At 70.3% G+C, this 14,947-nt stretch carries 12 protein-coding genes and 2 tRNA genes; 4 read left to right on the top strand and 10 right to left on the bottom strand.

The annotated features are described in order from the left end of the window. Nucleotides 1–56 precede the first annotated feature (56 nt). The 4 genes from KVT44_RS00330 to leuS all read right to left on the bottom strand — a co-directional run bounded on the left by KVT44_RS00330 (nucleotide 57) and on the right by leuS (nucleotide 6,161). A complete protein-coding gene (locus KVT44_RS00330; protein ID WP_217565657.1) occupies nucleotides 57–1,271 on the bottom strand; it encodes a ComEA family DNA-binding protein in 1,215 nt (404 codons plus the stop codon). 200 nt (nucleotides 1,272–1,471) lie between these two features. Then, nucleotides 1,472–2,317, bottom strand: a complete 846-nt coding sequence (locus KVT44_RS00325) for a DegV family protein (RefSeq protein ID WP_099922700.1) — start codon at nucleotides 2,315–2,317, stop codon at nucleotides 1,472–1,474. 69 nt (nucleotides 2,318–2,386) lie between these two features. Next, the gene (locus tag KVT44_RS00320) at nucleotides 2,387–3,118 is read right to left on the bottom strand and encodes a hypothetical protein (protein ID WP_217565656.1); all 732 of its coding nucleotides are present in this window, start codon (nucleotides 3,116–3,118) and stop codon (nucleotides 2,387–2,389) included. A 154-nt stretch (nucleotides 3,119–3,272) separates the two neighbouring features. Beyond that, nucleotides 3,273–6,161, bottom strand: a complete 2,889-nt coding sequence (gene leuS / locus KVT44_RS00315; RefSeq protein WP_099922699.1) for a leucine--tRNA ligase — start codon at nucleotides 6,159–6,161, stop codon at nucleotides 3,273–3,275. A 417-nt stretch (nucleotides 6,162–6,578) separates the two neighbouring features. On the opposite strand from leuS, the gene KVT44_RS00310 reads away from it, so the two are divergent. Both KVT44_RS00310 and KVT44_RS00305 read left to right on the top strand, forming a co-directional pair. Continuing rightward, nucleotides 6,579–7,898 carry a cytochrome b/b6 domain-containing protein gene (locus KVT44_RS00310; protein WP_190168835.1) on the top strand — a complete coding sequence of 440 codons (1,320 nt, stop codon included), beginning with the start codon at nucleotides 6,579–6,581 and terminating at the stop codon, nucleotides 7,896–7,898. Next, entirely contained in the window at nucleotides 7,895–9,514 is a 1,620-nt protein-coding gene (locus KVT44_RS00305; RefSeq protein WP_067370006.1) for an NADH-quinone oxidoreductase subunit NuoF family protein, read from the top strand. The genes KVT44_RS00310 and KVT44_RS00305 overlap by 4 nt, the downstream gene beginning before the upstream one ends. A 50-nt stretch (nucleotides 9,515–9,564) precedes the next feature. Here the strand turns inward: KVT44_RS00305 and KVT44_RS00300 are convergent. Continuing rightward, nucleotides 9,565–9,637: transfer RNA gene (locus tag KVT44_RS00300), tRNA-Ala, on the bottom strand. Nucleotides 9,638–9,784: 147 nt separating this feature from the next. Between KVT44_RS00300 and KVT44_RS00295 the strand changes: the two genes are divergently transcribed. After that, entirely contained in the window at nucleotides 9,785–11,017 is a 1,233-nt protein-coding gene (locus tag KVT44_RS00295) for a glycosyltransferase 87 family protein (RefSeq protein WP_308313878.1), read from the top strand. Here the strand turns inward: KVT44_RS00295 and KVT44_RS00290 are convergent. From KVT44_RS00290 to KVT44_RS00280, 3 genes are all read right to left on the bottom strand, one after another. After that, a complete protein-coding gene (locus KVT44_RS00290; protein ID WP_010986886.1) occupies nucleotides 10,986–11,219 on the bottom strand; it encodes a hypothetical protein in 234 nt (77 codons plus the stop codon). The genes KVT44_RS00295 and KVT44_RS00290 overlap by 32 nt on opposite strands. Before the next feature lie 3 nt (nucleotides 11,220–11,222). Then, nucleotides 11,223–11,396: a hypothetical protein gene (locus tag KVT44_RS00285; RefSeq protein WP_101405208.1), complete on the bottom strand. Its 174-nt coding sequence runs from the start codon at nucleotides 11,394–11,396 to the stop codon at nucleotides 11,223–11,225. Nucleotides 11,397–11,465: 69 nt separating this feature from the next. Continuing rightward, nucleotides 11,466–12,830, bottom strand: a complete 1,365-nt coding sequence (locus KVT44_RS00280; protein WP_308313877.1) for an MFS transporter — start codon at nucleotides 12,828–12,830, stop codon at nucleotides 11,466–11,468. Between the two features lie 224 nt (nucleotides 12,831–13,054). Between KVT44_RS00280 and KVT44_RS00275 the strand changes: the two genes are divergently transcribed. Beyond that, nucleotides 13,055–13,972, top strand: a complete 918-nt coding sequence (locus KVT44_RS00275; RefSeq protein WP_099925678.1) for a helix-turn-helix transcriptional regulator — start codon at nucleotides 13,055–13,057, stop codon at nucleotides 13,970–13,972. Between the two features lie 80 nt (nucleotides 13,973–14,052). Here the strand turns inward: KVT44_RS00275 and KVT44_RS00270 are convergent. After that, a tRNA-Ala gene (locus KVT44_RS00270) sits at nucleotides 14,053–14,125 on the bottom strand. 107 nt (nucleotides 14,126–14,232) lie between these two features. Further along, nucleotides 14,233–14,850, bottom strand: a complete 618-nt coding sequence (locus tag KVT44_RS00265; RefSeq protein ID WP_099925677.1) for a histidine phosphatase family protein — start codon at nucleotides 14,848–14,850, stop codon at nucleotides 14,233–14,235. Nucleotides 14,851–14,947: the final 97 nt, after the last annotated feature.

Here is a 14,947-nt window from a genome sequence, read left to right as displayed (position 1 = left end):
AGGAAGTGAAGGGGGCGAAGAGGTCGCGGAAGCCGCCGAAGGCCCGGTGGGCCCGCTCACGGCCGTACGAGTTTCTGCAGATCGGAGAACCGGCGGTCGCCGATGCCATTGACCTCACGGAGCTCGTCGACCGAACGGAAGCCGCCGTGCTGGGTGCGGTAGTCGATGATGTGCTGGGCGAGAACGGGACCGACGCCCGGCAGGGTGTCGAGCTGGTCCACGGTGGCCGTGTTGAGGGAGACAGGAGCCGAAGGAGCCGCTCCTGAAACGGATCCACCGATCCCCGTGGCACTGGAGCCGCCACCCGTGACCGGTCCAGCCACGGCGACGGAGACGCCCACCAGGACCTGTTCGCCGTCCACCAGGAGGCGGGCCCGGTTGAGCCCCTCGGTGTTCGCACCCGGTCGCACCCCACCCGCGGCCCGCAGCGCGTCCTCGACCCGCGACCCGGCCGGTAGTCGTTGCAGCCCGGGACTGCGCACCTTGCCGCTGACGTCCACCACGATCGCGGCCCCGGTCGAACCGGCCGAACCGGCCGGGCTCGGCGGCGCCCCGGCCGAGCCTCCCGGCTCCGCCGACTTCCGCTCCACCGCGCCGCTCTGCCCGCCGTACGGCGCCACTGCCCGCACCACCTCGGGAGCCCGCACCGACTGCGTCCGGCCACCCCAGAACTGCTGCACGGCGAAGACCACGGCGACAACGAGCAGCACACCGAGTGCGGTCACACTCCTGCGCTCCAGACCGCACCTCGACTGCAGCCACAGCGGCATCCGCTCCCGCACGGCAAGCCCGGCCCGCTCTCGCCATGCCGCCGTTGCCCCAGGCGCGGGAGCGCCGCGCTCGGCACGGTCGCCCGTACTCGCACGCGCACCTGGGCTCGGGCTCGGTTCGTCACGGTCCAGGACCCCGGTGGGCGAAGAGCCGCCACTTCCCCGAACGACGGCGACCCCGGCCCCCACCGAGGTACTCCCCCTTGGGCCTCCCACATCCCGGTCCACGCCCGGCGGCCCGTCCCCCAACTCCCCTCGTGTGCCGGGCCTTTCGGAGAAGAGTGCCTGTGCACGCAGGCGGAGCGCCTCGGCCGAGGCATCGCGGCGTCGGGCGCGGGCGCCTGTATCCGTACCTGTACCTGTACCTGCGTTTGTACCTACACCTGCGTCTGCGCGGCTTGGCGAGCGATGGCGGCGATGGCGGGTGCGGCCGTCGGAGACGGGGCCGCGGCCCGGGCCGCTGGTCGGTGTGGCGGTGCGTGAGCGTGATCGAAGTGCCATGCGTCGAGGATCGGGCAACTCGCGATCCTCGCGATGATCTTGCTCAAATCCCGGGGAAAACTACCCAGTTGTGGATAACTCCGTCACCCACACGAGCCACACCAGCCCCAGCAGACGCAGCAGACGCAGCAGACGCAGCACACGCAGCAATCCCACCAGACGCAGGCGCCCCCACCCCGCCACCGCCGAATTCCTCAGCCTCATCGAAGCGAGACGACCACTCCCAGCAGCCCGGGGCCCGTGTGCGCGCCGATCACCGCACCGACCTCGCTCACATGCAGATCGACCACGCCCGGCACCCGCGCCCGCAACCGGTCCGCGAGAGCGGACGCCCGCTCGGGGGCGGCGAGATGATGGACGGCGATGTCGACCTGGGCACTGCCCGCGCGTTCGGCCACGATCTCCTCGAGCCGGGCGATCGCCTTGGACGCCGTCCGTACCTTCTCCAGAGGTTCGATCCGCCCCCCGTCGAGCTGGAGCAGCGGCTTCACCGCGAGCGCGGAGCCCAACAGCGCCTGCGCGGCGCCGATCCGGCCGCCACGGCGCAGATAGTCGAGTGTGTCGACGTAGAAGTACGCGTAGGTGCCGGCGGCCCGCTTCTCCGCGGCCGCGACCGCCTCGTCGACGGTGCCCCCTGCCTCCGCGGACTCGGCCGCGGCCAGTGCGCAGAACCCGAGGGCCATCGCGATCATCCCGGTGTCCACCACCCGCACGGGGACCGGGGCCTCACGGGCCGCGAGGACGGCGGCGTCGTAGGTGCCGGAGAGCTCGGCGGACAGGTGGAGCGAGACGATGTCGGTAGCGCCCGACTCGGCGACCCTGCGGTAGGCCGCGGCGAAAACCTCGGGGCTGGGCCGGGACGTGGTGACGGGGCGCCGCTTCTGAAGTGCCTGCGCCAGGGAGCGGGCCGAGATCTCGGTGCCCTCTTCGAGCGCCTGATCACCGAGAACCACGGTCAGGGGCACCGCGGTGATGCCGTGGCGCTCCATCGTCCGGGGCGGCAAGTAGGCCGTGGAATCGGTGACGATCGCGACATGGCGGGACATGAGCTGGAGGTTACCTGCCGGGGAGCGCGGACGGCAGCCCGGCCCCTTTCACCTGCGGTCTAGGTCAGGTCAAGTCGTGCTCTCGGGACGGGGTTTCTTCTGCCAGGGGTAGGTGGGCCGCTGTACCGGCGGGGTGATCGCGGAGCGCGGCGGCTCGTCGGCCGGGCGGGACCGCGGGGGCTCCGGCCAGGTCTGGCCGCTGGAAGTGGCCGTGTCCGGTACCGGTGCCTCGGGCCAGGAGGCGGTGGGTCCCGGCTCGGTCGTCCAGTGCCGCAGGGCGCCCGCCTCCACGTCGATCTGCTCACTCAGCGAATCCAGGTCGTCGGCGGCGAACCGGCGGGCCCGGTCGCGCGCGGCCCAGCGCAGCGAGTCCGCGGACTGCGTGATCCGTTCGGTGCGCTCGCGCAGCTCGGGCAGCCGCGTGGAGAGCGTCCTCTTGTCCGGTTCGCTCTCCAGGCGCCTCAGCTCGTCGTCCAGCTCGCGCCCGTGCACACTGAGCCGCTCGAACAGCCCCAGGGACTCCTTCAGGGACTCGTCCTCGGCCACGCCCAAGTGCAGCGCGTCCTGCGTGGCCCGCATCGAGGTGCGCAGCGTCAGCCTCAGCTGGGCGATCTCCCCCGCCGGGCCCGGCTGAGTGAAGGTCTTGGCACGCAAGGTGGTGTCCTCGACCGTGCGGCGGGCCTGGGAGATCGTGCGGTCCACACCGCGCTTGGCGGCGCCGATCACTTTCACGGTGGCGTATGCGCCCAGCACCACGAACAGCAGGAAGAGCAGGGCGATTACTGTGATCACGGCTTCCACCACGCTCCTCCTCCGGACGGTCGCGGCAGCCGCCGCGTCGCTCTTCAACGGTAAACGCAACGGACAGGTCCGGAGTTCCAGAAGAACCCCGAACCTGCCCGTAGGGGACTACCCCTAGCCAAGCCACCCATCCGTGCCGGACCCGGGCAAGCGGCTAGGCCGTGACGATGTTCACCAGCTTCGGCGCCCGCACGATCACCTTGCGGATGCCCGCGCCGTCCAGCGCGGCGACGACCTTCTCGTCGGCCAGCGCGATCTTCTCCAGGTCCGCGTCGGAGATCGACGGGGAGACCTCCAGGCGGGCCTTGACCTTGCCCTTGATCTGCACGACGCAGGTCACGGCCTCGTCCACGACGTACGCCGGGTCGGCCACCGGGAAGTCCTGGTGGACGACCGAGTCGGTGTGGCCCAGCTTGCGCCACAGCTCCTCGGCGATGTGCGGGGCCAGCGGCGCGATCAGCAGCACCAGGCGCTCGGCGACCGTGCGCGACACGGGGCCGCCGACCTTGGTCAGGTGGTTGTTCAGCTCGGTGACCTTGGCGATGGCGGTGTTGAAGCGCAGGCCCTCCAGGTCCTGGCGCACGCCGTCGATCGCCTTGTGCAGCGCCCGCAGGGTGTCCTCGCCGGCCGGGGTGTCGGCGACCGTGACCTCGCCCGTGGTCTCGTCGACGACGTTGCGCCACAGCCGCTGCAGCAGCCGGTACTGGCCCACCACCGCGCGCGTGTCCCACGGCCGCGACACGTCCAGGGGACCCATCGCCATCTCGTACAGGCGCAGGGTGTCCGCGCCGTACTCGGCGCAGATCTCGTCCGGAGTGACCGCGTTCTTCAGGGACTTGCCCATCTTGCCCAGCAGTCGGGAGACCCTCTCGCCCTGGTAGTAGTACGCGCCGTCGCGCTCCTCCACCTCGGCGGCCGGCACCGCGATGCCACGGCTGTCGCGGTACACGAAGGCCTGGATCATGCCCTGGTTGAACAGCTTGTGGAACGGCTCGACCGAGGAGACATACCCCAGGTCGTACAGCACCTTCGACCAGAAGCGCGCGTACAGCAGGTGCAGCACGGCGTGCTCGGCGCCGCCGACGTACAGGTCGACGCCACCGTGCGGCTGGCCCTCGCGCGGGCCCATCCAGTACTGCTCGATGGCCGGGTCGACCAGCTTCTGGTCGTTGTGCGGGTCCAGGTAGCGCAGCTCGTACCAGCAGGAACCGGCCCAGTTGGGCATGGTGTTGGTCTCGCGGCGGTACTTCTGCGGGCCGCGGCCGTCGCCCAGGTCCAGGGTGACGTTGACCCAGTCCTCGTTGCGGGACAGCGGCGTCTCGGGAGAGGTGTTCGCGTCGTCCGGGTCGAAGGTGCGCGGCGAGTAGTCCTCGACCTCCGGCAGTTCCAGGGGCAGCATCGACTCGGGCAGCGCGTGCGCGACGCCGTCCTCGTCGTAGACGATCGGGAAGGGCTCGCCCCAGTAGCGCTGGCGGCTGAACAGCCAGTCGCGCAGACGGAAGTTGACGGTGCCCTCACCGATGCCCTTGCGTGCCAGCCACTCGGTGATGCGCTCCTTCGCCTCGGCCACCGCCAGGCCGTCCAGCGAGATGTCGTCGTTGGAGGAGTTGATGATCTTCGCGTCGTACGCCCCGAAGGCGTTCTCCCACGTCGACGTGTCGGTGCCGCGGCCGTCGGTCGGCTCGACGATGCAGCGGATCGGCAGCTCGAAGGCGCGCGCGAACTCGAAGTCGCGCTGGTCACCGGCCGGGACGGCCATGATCGCGCCGGTGCCGTAGCCCATCAGGACGTAGTCGGCGATGAAGACCGGGATCTGCTCGCCGTTGACCGGATTGGTCGCGTAGGCGCCGGTGAAGACACCGGTCTTGTCCTTGGCCTCGGCCTGCCGTTCGACGTCGGACTTCGAGGCGGCCTGCACGCGGTAGGCGGCGACGGCCTCGGCGGGCGTGGCGTGACCGCCGGTCCACACCTCGTGGCTGCCCTCGGGCCAGGCTTCGGGGACGAACTTGTCGACCAGCGGGTGTTCGGGCGCCAGCACCATGTAGGTGGCGCCGAACAGGGTGTCCGGGCGCGTGGTGAAGACCGTGATGGCTTCGCCGTCGATCGGGAAGTCGACGCGGGCACCCTCGGAGCGGCCGATCCAGTTGCGCTGCTGCAGCTTGATCGCCTCGGGCCAGTCCAGCGCCTCCAGGTCGTCCAGCAGCCGGTCGGCGTACGCCGTGATGCGCATGTTCCACTGGCGCAGCTTGGCCTTGAAGACGGGGAAGTTCCCGCGCTCGGAGCGGCCGTCGGCGGTGACCTCTTCGTTGGCCAGCACCGTGCCCAGACCGGGGGACCAGTTGACGGGCGCGTCGGAGGCGTACGCCAGCCGGTACTCGCTCAGGATGTCGGCGCGCTCGGTGGCGGTCAGCTCGTTCCACGCGCGCGTGGCACCGTCAACGCTCGGTACGGCGCGCTCGCCGCTCTCGAACTGGGCGATCAGCACGGAGATCGGACGGGCCTTGTCCGCCTCGTCGTCGTACCAGGAGTTGAAGATCTGCAGGAAGATCCACTGGGTCCACTTGTAGTACCCCGGGTCGATCGTGGCGAACGACCGGCGCTTGTCGTGGCCCAGGCCCAGCGCGCGCAGCTGGGCCTTCATGTTCTCGATGTTGGCCTCGGTGGACACGCGCGGGTGGGTGCCCGTCTGCACGGCGTACTGCTCGGCGGGCAGACCGAAGGCGTCGAAGCCCAGGGTGTGCAGGACGTTGTGGCCCGTCATGCGCTGGAACCGGGCGAATACATCGGTGGCGATGTAGCCCAGGGGGTGGCCGACGTGCAGACCCGCCCCCGAGGGGTACGGGAACATGTCCATGATGAACTTCTTGGGCTTGGCGGCCAGCTCGGGGTCGCCCGCCAGGTCGCCGCTGGGGTTCGGCGCCTCGTACGTGCCCTCGGCGTCCCAGAAGTCCTGCCAGCGTGCCTCGATCTCAGCGGCCATCGCGGCCGTGTAGCGGTGCGGCGCTGCCACCTCGGAGGCGGCAGCGGGGTTCGTCTCGCTCATGATCCTCAAAGCTCCATCGATCGTCTCTGCCGGCGGCTTAGAAATGAAAAATCCCCTCGCACAGGAGGGGACGCCGCGCCGATGCCGACCACGGGTCGTCAGTGGTCGGGACTGATCAGCGCGGCTCGCTAAGCAGAAGGCGTACGGCACGCATGGCGTCAGGGTACCGCAGCCCTCGCGCGCACCGCGACGAGCTTTGGACGGGGCCGGACACGCCGTGCCGCTCGTCATAATCACGCCAAAAAAACTGAACAATATTCAAATATTACTTCGCGTAAGGGGACGCTACGGGACAACACAAGGACCTGGTCGCACTTTGATAACAACGCAATAACTCAAACCTCGTACCCATCGGTATGGCTCGACTTAGAGTTCGGCTTCGGGACCGCTTCCCCGAACCGTTGGGAGTAACCCCCTATGAACCCTCGTCGCAGTGGCAGCACGCTTCCCCGACCGGGCCGCTCGGCCTACGGGGTGGCGACGGCTGCCGTCCTGCTGCTCATACCCGTGGTCGTGCTGGCCGGAGGCAACCAAGTCCAGGACTTCCTCAACTTCGGCGCGGGCGTCCTGTCGCTCGTCTCCCTCACGTGCTCTGTCATCTGGGGCCTCATCGCCCAGGACCGGCTCATCCTCAACACGCGTCAGCGGATCGTGGCACAGGGCATCCACCGGGTGACGGCCGTCGGCTCGATCGCGTTCCTCTTGGTGCACATCACCATCAAACTGGCGCTGGACCACACCGTCCTGATCGCCGCGCTGATCCCCTTCAGCCTGGGCGTCAAGGGCAGCGCCGGACTCATCGGCCTCGGCTCCCTGGCCGGGCTGCTCATGATCTTCGTAGGCATCACCGGCGCGCTGCGCAACCAGTTCGCGGCCCCGGCACCGGTCGCGGCACGCTGGCGCGCGATGCACATGCTGGCGTACCCGGCCCTGTGCGCGGCGCTGATCCACGGTCTCTTCGCGGGACGGGCGGCGAAGCCGTTCTTCATGGTGTCGTACGAGCTGTGCCTGGTCGCGGTCGGTGGGGCCCTCGCCCTGCGTGCGGCTCCCCACCCCTTCAAGCGCAAGGTCGCCGACCGGATCCTGGCGATCCTCGGCGAAGGCGGTGGCGCCGGTGGCCGCATGGCCCGCGAGGACCTGACGGCATCCCGTGCCGCCCTGTCGGAGAACTCCCTGCCGGGCTTCGCCCCGCGCCCCGCGCAGCAGTCCTCGGGCGCCCCCTTCGTACCCCCGCAGCGCACGCCGTCCCCCGAGCAGTCGCTGTACCAGACCCCGGCCGACCCCGCCGCCGCCGCGGACGCGACGTCCGGTTTCGCGGCCGCCTACCGGGCCGTCTCGGGCACGCCCGGCGCGAACCCCGCCGGCGCGGCCCCGACCGAGCGCGTCCAGATGCCCATGGACATGCAGCCGACGGAGACGTTCCCCCGCGCCGACGCCGGTGGCAGCACGTCGGGCAGTTGGCCCATCCCCTCGCCGCCGCCGGTCGGCGAGGCGCCCCGCTCCGCGTACGACCCGCTCGCCGACACGGGATACAACATCCCCGTCTATGACAATTCGGCCACCGGTGGGTACGGCACGAGTGATGTGTACAACAACGGTGAGACGAACCCCGCCTTCGGTACGTACAACACCAACGACACGTACGACAGCGGTCCCACGACTGACGTACTGCCGGGCGCCTTCGACGCTCCTGGCTCCGGTGAACCATGGAACGCCCCTTCCGGAGGCTTTAAGTGAACGAGGCCCTGCCCGACGTCCCGGAGGTCCGCGTCGTCGGGCTTCCGCAGCTCACGTCGGGCTTCGACCTGGTTGAACGGCTCGATCTGCCCATGCACCTGAAGGTGCACGGGCCGCTCGAGCCGATGGGCGGTGAACAGCTCGCGGGCCTCGCCGAGGCGATCGGCCTGAAGGGCCGCGGCGGTGCGGGCTTCCCCTTCGCCAAGAAACTGCGCTCGGTCGCCGAGTCGGCCATCAGCAAGGGCATCCGACCCGTCGTGGTCGTCAATGGAAGTGAGGACGAACCCGCCTGCCGCAAGGACACGGTGCTCATCAACCGTGCCCCGCACCTCATCCTGGACGGCGCCCTGCTCGCCGCGGAGGCCATGGGCGCCCGCACCCTGGTCATCGGGGTGACCCGCGAGTCGACCCAGCGGTCCATGGAGGCCGCGCTGGCCGAGCGCGGCCTCAGCGACCGGCGCGGATCGCCGCTCCGCGCGCGCGTGCAGCGCAATCCGGTGCGGATGGTGACCGGAGCGGCCGCTTCGCTCATCCGCTCCATCGACGGCGGCCCGGCCATCCCGCCGGGTCGCAAGATCAGCGCGTCGCAGAGCGGCGTCGGCGGCGCGCCCACCCTGCTGTCGAACGCCGAGACGTACGCGCAGCTGGCCATCGCCGCCCGTATCGGCCCCGACCGCTATCGCAACACCGGTCTGTACGACGAGCCCGGCACCGTCATGCTCACCATCTCCGGGGCGGTCGCCCGCCCCATGGTGATCGAGGTCCCCACCGGCGTGCCGCTGCGTTACGTGCTCCAGCTGGCCGGCGCCCCGCCGATGCCGCAGGGCGTGCTGACCGGCGGCTACCACGGCAAGTGGCTGGACGCGGCGACGGTCAACGAGGCGATCGTCTCGCGCAACTCCCTGGACGCGGTGGGCGGCGCGCTCGGCGCCGGCGCGATCCTCCCGATCACCCAGGAGACGTGCCCGCTGGGCGAGTCTCTCCGGGTGGCCCAGTGGCTGGCGGAGGAGAGCGCGGGACAGTGCGGTCCCTGCTACCTCGGCCTGCCCGCCGCGGCGCGCGGCCTGGAGGACATCCTCAACGGCGGCGGACCGGCCGCCCTGGAGGCCGTGAAGCAGGTCGCCAAGGCCGTGAAAAGGCGCGGCGCCTGCTCGCACCCCGACGGCTCGGCGATGTTCATCGAGTCGACCATCAAGGCGTTCACGGACGACCTGGCCGCCCATGTCCTCGGCAATGGCTGCGGAAGGCCCGTGGAGGGCGTTCTGCCGCTCTTCGAGGGCGGTCAGCTGCCCACCGGCATCCCCGGCGGCCAGGCGGTCGAGGAGGCCGGCCCCAGCCGCCAGAAGATCTACGTCGACTGGACACTGTGCCGCGGTCACGGCCTGTGCGCGGACATCCTTCCCGAGGTCTTCGAACTGGGCGCCGACGGCTTCCCCACCGTCGCGCAGGCCCAGGTGCCCCGGTACGCGGAGGCGAAGGCGCTGCGGGCCGTACGCCGCTGCCCTGCGCTCGCCCTGCGCATCGAGGAGGACACCCGCTCCTCCGCCCCGGCCCGCAACAACCTTCCGGTCCTCTCCCAGCGCCGTGGTCGTCGGGCGCTCGGCAGCGGCCGCTGAACACGACGAAGGCGGGTCACCCTGACCGGGTGACCCGCCTTCAATATGTGTGGAGCTAAGGAGAATTGAACTCCTGACCTCCTGCATGCCATGCAGGCGCTCTACCAACTGAGCTATAGCCCCTTGTGGCCATGCGGCGAAGCCGCATATCGACCGTGTCGCCCGGTTTCCCCGGCGGCGACGCCAACATTACACGGTCCTCCCCGTGGACCACCAAATCGATTCCGCGCCGTGCGGACAATGCGGACATGAGGGATAGTGTCGGCCTTCGTGACCGTGATCGCGCTCCCCCGTGTCCGCCGCCGTGCGCCCGTCGCCCTGGGGGTGTGCCTGTTGTCCTTCGCCTCCTTCTGGTGGGCGCAGCGGGCCGCGCACGTGTCGATGATCGACCTGATGGTGTACCGGGCGGAGGGCGAGACCGTCCGCGCGGGCGGCGACCTCTACGCGCTGCGTACGACCGAGGCCCATCTGCCGACCACCTACCCGCCGTTCGCGGCGCTGCTGTTCACGCCGCTGACGCTGCTGGACACGTCGACCATGCGGACTCTGGCGACGGCCGGAAATCTGGCCCTTCTTGTGGCGTTCGTGGCCCTCTCGCTGCGGCTCGTCAACCACGCGCGCGTGGAGGGCGTCTGGTGGGCCTCCGCGGCGGCCGTGTGGTGCGAGCCGGTGTGGACGACCGTGCGGTACGGGCAGATCAATCTGCTGCTCGGCGTGTTGGTGCTGTGGGACCTGACGCGGCGGCCCCGGCACCGCTGGGCCGGGGTGGGCATCGGGCTCGCGGCGGCGATCAAGCTGACACCGGCGCTCTTCGCGGTGTTCCTACTGGTCACCGGTGTCGTGGCATACGCGCGGCGGGGCCCCGGAGGCCCCTGGCTGCGGCACGCGCGCGGGGCGGCCCTCACATTCGCCGGGGCAACCCTGCTGGCGGCCTCCGCCCTGCCCTACGACTCATGGCGCTTCTGGAGTCGCATGGTCTTCGAGACGGGTCGGGTCGGGCTCGTGGAGGACACCGCGAACCAGTCGCTGCGCGGGGTACTGGCCCGGCTGCTGCACACCACTCAGCCGGGCCTCTGGTGGGTCGCCACGGCGGCCGTGGCGGGCTCCCTGGGCCTCGGGGTCGGCGTGGCGGCGGAGCTGCGCGGGCGGCGCGCCTGGGCGGTGGCCACCTGCGCGATCACGGCGCTGCTGATCAGTCCGGTGTCGTGGTCGCACCACTGGGTGTGGTGCGTGCCGATGGTGCTGATCCTCGGCACGCGCGGCCGGGCGGCCGCCATCGGTACGGCACAGGTGACGGCCGCCGGTACGGCACTGGTGACCGCCGCCGGTACGTCGCTGGTCTTCTGCTCGTACGCGCTGTGGTGGGTGCCACACGGCCCAGGACGGCTCGAACTGCAACAGACGGGCGCCCAGTTGACGTTGTCGGCCCTCTACGAAGGAGCCGGTCTCGTCTTCCTGACCCTGATCGGGGTCAAGCTGTGGCGAACGAATAGAACCGTTTGAGCGTGCAGTGCTCGTCGAGGAGCCGGCCGTAGATCGGCTCGCCCTCCAGCTCGCGGTACGTCTCGATCGGGTCGCCTTTTATGATCAGCGCCCGCGCGCACTCCTCGCACCAGTACTGGTAGTCGTGGTTGACCGGCTCCATGTCGCGGACGATCGGCGTACCACTGCCGCACCAATCGCACTTCCGCCTGTGTGCACCCATCGATCAGCTCCAGCTGTGGCCGCAGGCCGTGCACACGTAGGAGATCCCGCCGTTGTCGCCGAGGACCTGGGCGACGTGGACCGATCCGCAGGAAGGACAGTCGAGGAGAGTGGCTCTTCTACGTGTCTGTGCCACATCGAGGAGATCGTCGACCTCCTCGAGGATGCTCGCAGGCATCGCTTCTCCCTCCCGTCGGGCCGCGCCCCCTTCCGGCCGTTTGATTCTGCCACGGCCGGAGCAATACGGTCAGCGACGCCTTCGTACCAGTCCGGACACGGCACCCGACGTGGCCGTCGCGGCCAGCGCATACGTGCACATGAGGAGCGCGTCCGCAGAGGTATACGCCCCCGGAGCCCCAAGTGACTCAAGTCGGTTCAAGAAGAGTGTGCCGAAGGCCGCGACACCGATCAGCTGACCGAGCTGGGCGACCGTCGCGAGCAGTCCACTGGCGTCCGCCGCGTCCTCGGGCCGCACCGTGGCCAGCGCCCTGGTCAGCGTTGGGCTGAAGCCCAGCGCGAGACCGGTCCCCATACCCGCGAACGCCACGTACAGCCAGAAACCGCCGTCGCCCCCGCCCTTCAGCACGGCTCCGACGCAGGCCACGGAAACGGCGGCGATGGCGAAGCCGGCCGGGATCAGGACACCTTGCAGAGCGGCCGGCCAGTCGCGCCAGGTCAGGCCGACCAGGCCGAAGACCACCGCGGTCGGCGCGAAGGTGAGTCCGGCACGCAGCGCGCTGTACCCGAGGCCGCCCTGAACGTGCAGGGTCAGAGCGAACAGGAAACCCGCGTTGACCGCCATCACCGCGAGCAGGCGGAAGACCGCGAGGCCCATGCCGGGGTGGCGCAGCACTCGGGGTGAAATCAGCGGCGATCCACCCCGCCGGTCGAGCCGGGACTCGTACAGACAGAAAAGGGTGAAGAGGACCACGGCCGCGCCGAGGGACAGCCAGGACCACAGCGGCCAGCCCTCTTCCTGACCGAGCACGAGCGGCACGGTGAGCAGCGACACGGCGGCGCCGAGCAGGACGAGGCCCGGCAGGTCGAGGCCGCGTGAGCGCTCCACGGCTCCCGGGGCGTCCCGCGGCAGGACGCGGTGGCCGACGGCCAGGAGTACGAGGCCCACGGGCACGTTGACCAGGAACACCGGCCGCCAGCCGGTGTCGAACAGGTCGGCGCTGACCAGGACGCCGCCCAGCACCTGTCCGGCCGCGGCTCCCGTCGCGACGACGGCGGAGTACGCGCCGAGGGCACGGGCCCGGGCCTCGCCGGTGAAGTGGCGCTGGATCAGGCTGAGTACCTGCGGGATCATCACGGCCGCACCGGCGCCCTGCACCAGCCGGAAGGCGATCAACTCCCCGGTTCCCCGGGCGAGTCCGCACGCCAGCGAGGCCGCGGTGAACAGCGCGAGCCCGGCGAGGTGGACGCGGCGGTGGCCGAGCAGGTCACCGAGGCGCGCGCCGGTGATCAGCAGTACGGCGTACGCGATGGAGTATCCGGCGACCACCAACTGCATTCCGGCGCCGGACGCGTGGAGTTCGGAACCGATCGTGGGCACGGCGACGTTCACGATGAAAACGTCGAGCAGTGCCATGAACTGGGCTGTGAGCACGACCGCGAGCAGCCGTCCGGGGCGATTGTCAGTGCCAGGGGCTTTACTGGTCGCAGGACTTGAATCCGCTGCGGGACCTGGGCCCGCGGGGGTTGTCGTCGTCATGGCTCCGAGCCTGGCGGCGGCCGGATACGGGTGCCGAGAGCCCGCTGATGCTGGTACTGACAGCACCTGGCAGCGGACGGGTTCGGCGCGGACGATGGAAGACGGGGGAAGTGAAGCCGATGAACACGACACAGCGTCGCAGGCCGGAGCTGGCCGGCTTTCTGCGCGGCCGGCGGGCGCGGGTGACACCCGCCGACGTCGGGATGCCCCCGGGCTTGCGACGCCGCACACCGGGTCTGCGCCGCGAAGAGGTCGCGCAGCTCTCCGGGGTCGGTGTGACCTGGTACACATGGCTGGAGCAAGGCCGCCCCATCAACGCATCTCCTCAGGTCCTGGACGCGGTGGCGCGCACCCTGCGCCTGGACCAGACCGAGCGGGAGCACCTGTACCACTTGGCCGAAGTGCCCTACGAGTCCGAGCCGGAGCTCCCCGCGCAGACCGTGAGCGCGGAGATCCAGGGCATCATCGACGCCCTCGATCCGCGCCCGGCGGCGGTCTACAACTCGCGGTACGACATCCTGGCCGCCAACCCCCCATACCGCGACCTGTTCTTCGTGCCGCAGACGCTCGACATCGGCGTTCCCAACGTGCTGTGGACCCTGTTCACCGTGCCCGAGCCCGGCTGCCCCGTGGTGTTCCGGGACAGCGAACTGCCGTTGATGGTGGCGACGCTGCGCTCCGCGTACGGCAGACATGTCGGCGAGCCCGCCTGGGAGGACTACATACGCGGGCTGTCGGCCGCCAGCCCGCGCTTCGCCGAGTTGTGGGCGGGCGGGGACGTCCTCCCGCCGGGACCGCGTGTGAAGACGTTCCGCCATGAGGCGGTGGGCGAACTGCGGATGACCTCGGTGTCGCTGTCCATCGACGGGATGCCGGAGTGCCGGATCGTCGCCTACACCCCGGACGACGAGAAGGCGCGCAAGGGGCTGGCGGTTCTGCGCGAGCGGCGGGAGCGGTTGTGGCCACCGTCACTCGCGGCCGCCACGGCATCCCTGGGACCGATGTCGCCCATGTCACCGACAACATGGGGGACATGAAAAAATCCCGCCCCTTGAAGGGAACGGGATTCTCATCACTGATCTGTGCTGATCTTTGACAACTCAAGAGAGTTGATCTGTGGAGCTAAGGAGAATTGAACTCCTGACCTCCTGCATGCCATGCAGGCGCTCTACCAACTGAGCTATAGCCCCTTGCGTTCTTCCCGCTCGGCGGGGCGAACAAGAAGAACTTTAGCCTGCGACCTGCCAGAAAGTGAAATCCGGTCCCGCCCGGCCCCCGGGACCGGACAGGGGGCCGCTCAGTCGTCGTCGCCGAGCACCGGCTCCGGCAGTGTGCCGGCGTTGTGCTCGAGCAGCCGCCAGCCCCGCGCGCCCTCTCCGAGGACGGACCAGCAGCAGTTGGAGAGGCCGCCCAGGCTCTCCCAGTGCCGGGACTCCAGGCCGAGCAGGCGCCCGATGGTGGTGCGGATGGTGCCGCCGTGGCTGACGACCACGAGGGTGCCGTCCTCGGGGAGCTTGTCGGCGTGGCGCAGCACCACGGGGGCGGCGCGGTCGGCGACCTCGGTCTCCAGTTCGCCGCCACCGCGGCGCACCGGCTCACCACGCTTCCAGGCGGCGTACTCGTCGCCGTACTGGGCGATGATCTCCTCGTGCGTCAGCCCCTGCCAGACGCCCGCGTAGGTCTCGCGCAGCCCCTCGTCGTGGATGACGTCGATACCGGTGAGCGTGGACAGCTCGCCGGCCGTGTTCGCGGCGCGCTGGAGGTCCGAGGCGACGATCACGTCGGGCTTCAGCGAGGCGAGCAGCCGGGCGGCGCGGCGGGCCTGGCCGATGCCCGTCTCGGTGAGCTCGACGTCCGTGGTGCCCTGGAAGCGGCGATCCACGTTCCAGGAGGTCTGGCCGTGCCGCCACAGGATGACGCGGCGACCGCGGCCCGGCTTCTCCCCGGCCTCGACGCCCGCGACGGTCGGCCGCCGCCCCGCCTGGGCGTCACCCGTGGCGGATGCCCTGGCC

Origin of the sequence: Streptomyces sp. GbtcB7, assembly GCF_019091445.1 — a bacterium.
GTDB classification, from domain to species: Bacteria; Actinomycetota; Actinomycetes; order Streptomycetales; family Streptomycetaceae; genus Streptomyces; species Streptomyces mirabilis.
The sequence above is the reverse complement of the archived record's forward strand: the minus strand, read 5'-3'. Positions and strand labels throughout refer to the sequence as shown.

Excerpts from the sequence above, each read along its gene's own strand:
- leuS (WP_099922699.1), bottom strand. The coding sequence starts at position 6,161 with ATGAGCGAGACGAACCCCGCTGCCGCCTCCGAGGTGGCAGCGCCGCAC.
- KVT44_RS00285 (WP_101405208.1), bottom strand. The coding sequence starts at position 11,396 with ATGCCTGCGAGCATCCTCGAGGAGGTCGACGATCTCCTCGATGTGGCA.
- KVT44_RS00290 (WP_010986886.1), bottom strand. The coding sequence starts at position 11,219 with ATGGGTGCACACAGGCGGAAGTGCGATTGGTGCGGCAGTGGTACGCCG.
- KVT44_RS00310 (WP_190168835.1), top strand. The coding sequence starts at position 6,579 with ATGAACCCTCGTCGCAGTGGCAGCACGCTTCCCCGACCGGGCCGCTCG.
- KVT44_RS00330 (WP_217565657.1), bottom strand. The coding sequence starts at position 1,271 with ATGGCACTTCGATCACGCTCACGCACCGCCACACCGACCAGCGGCCCG.
- KVT44_RS00325 (WP_099922700.1), bottom strand. The coding sequence starts at position 2,317 with ATGTCCCGCCATGTCGCGATCGTCACCGATTCCACGGCCTACTTGCCG.
- KVT44_RS00275 (WP_099925678.1), top strand. The coding sequence starts at position 13,055 with ATGAACACGACACAGCGTCGCAGGCCGGAGCTGGCCGGCTTTCTGCGC.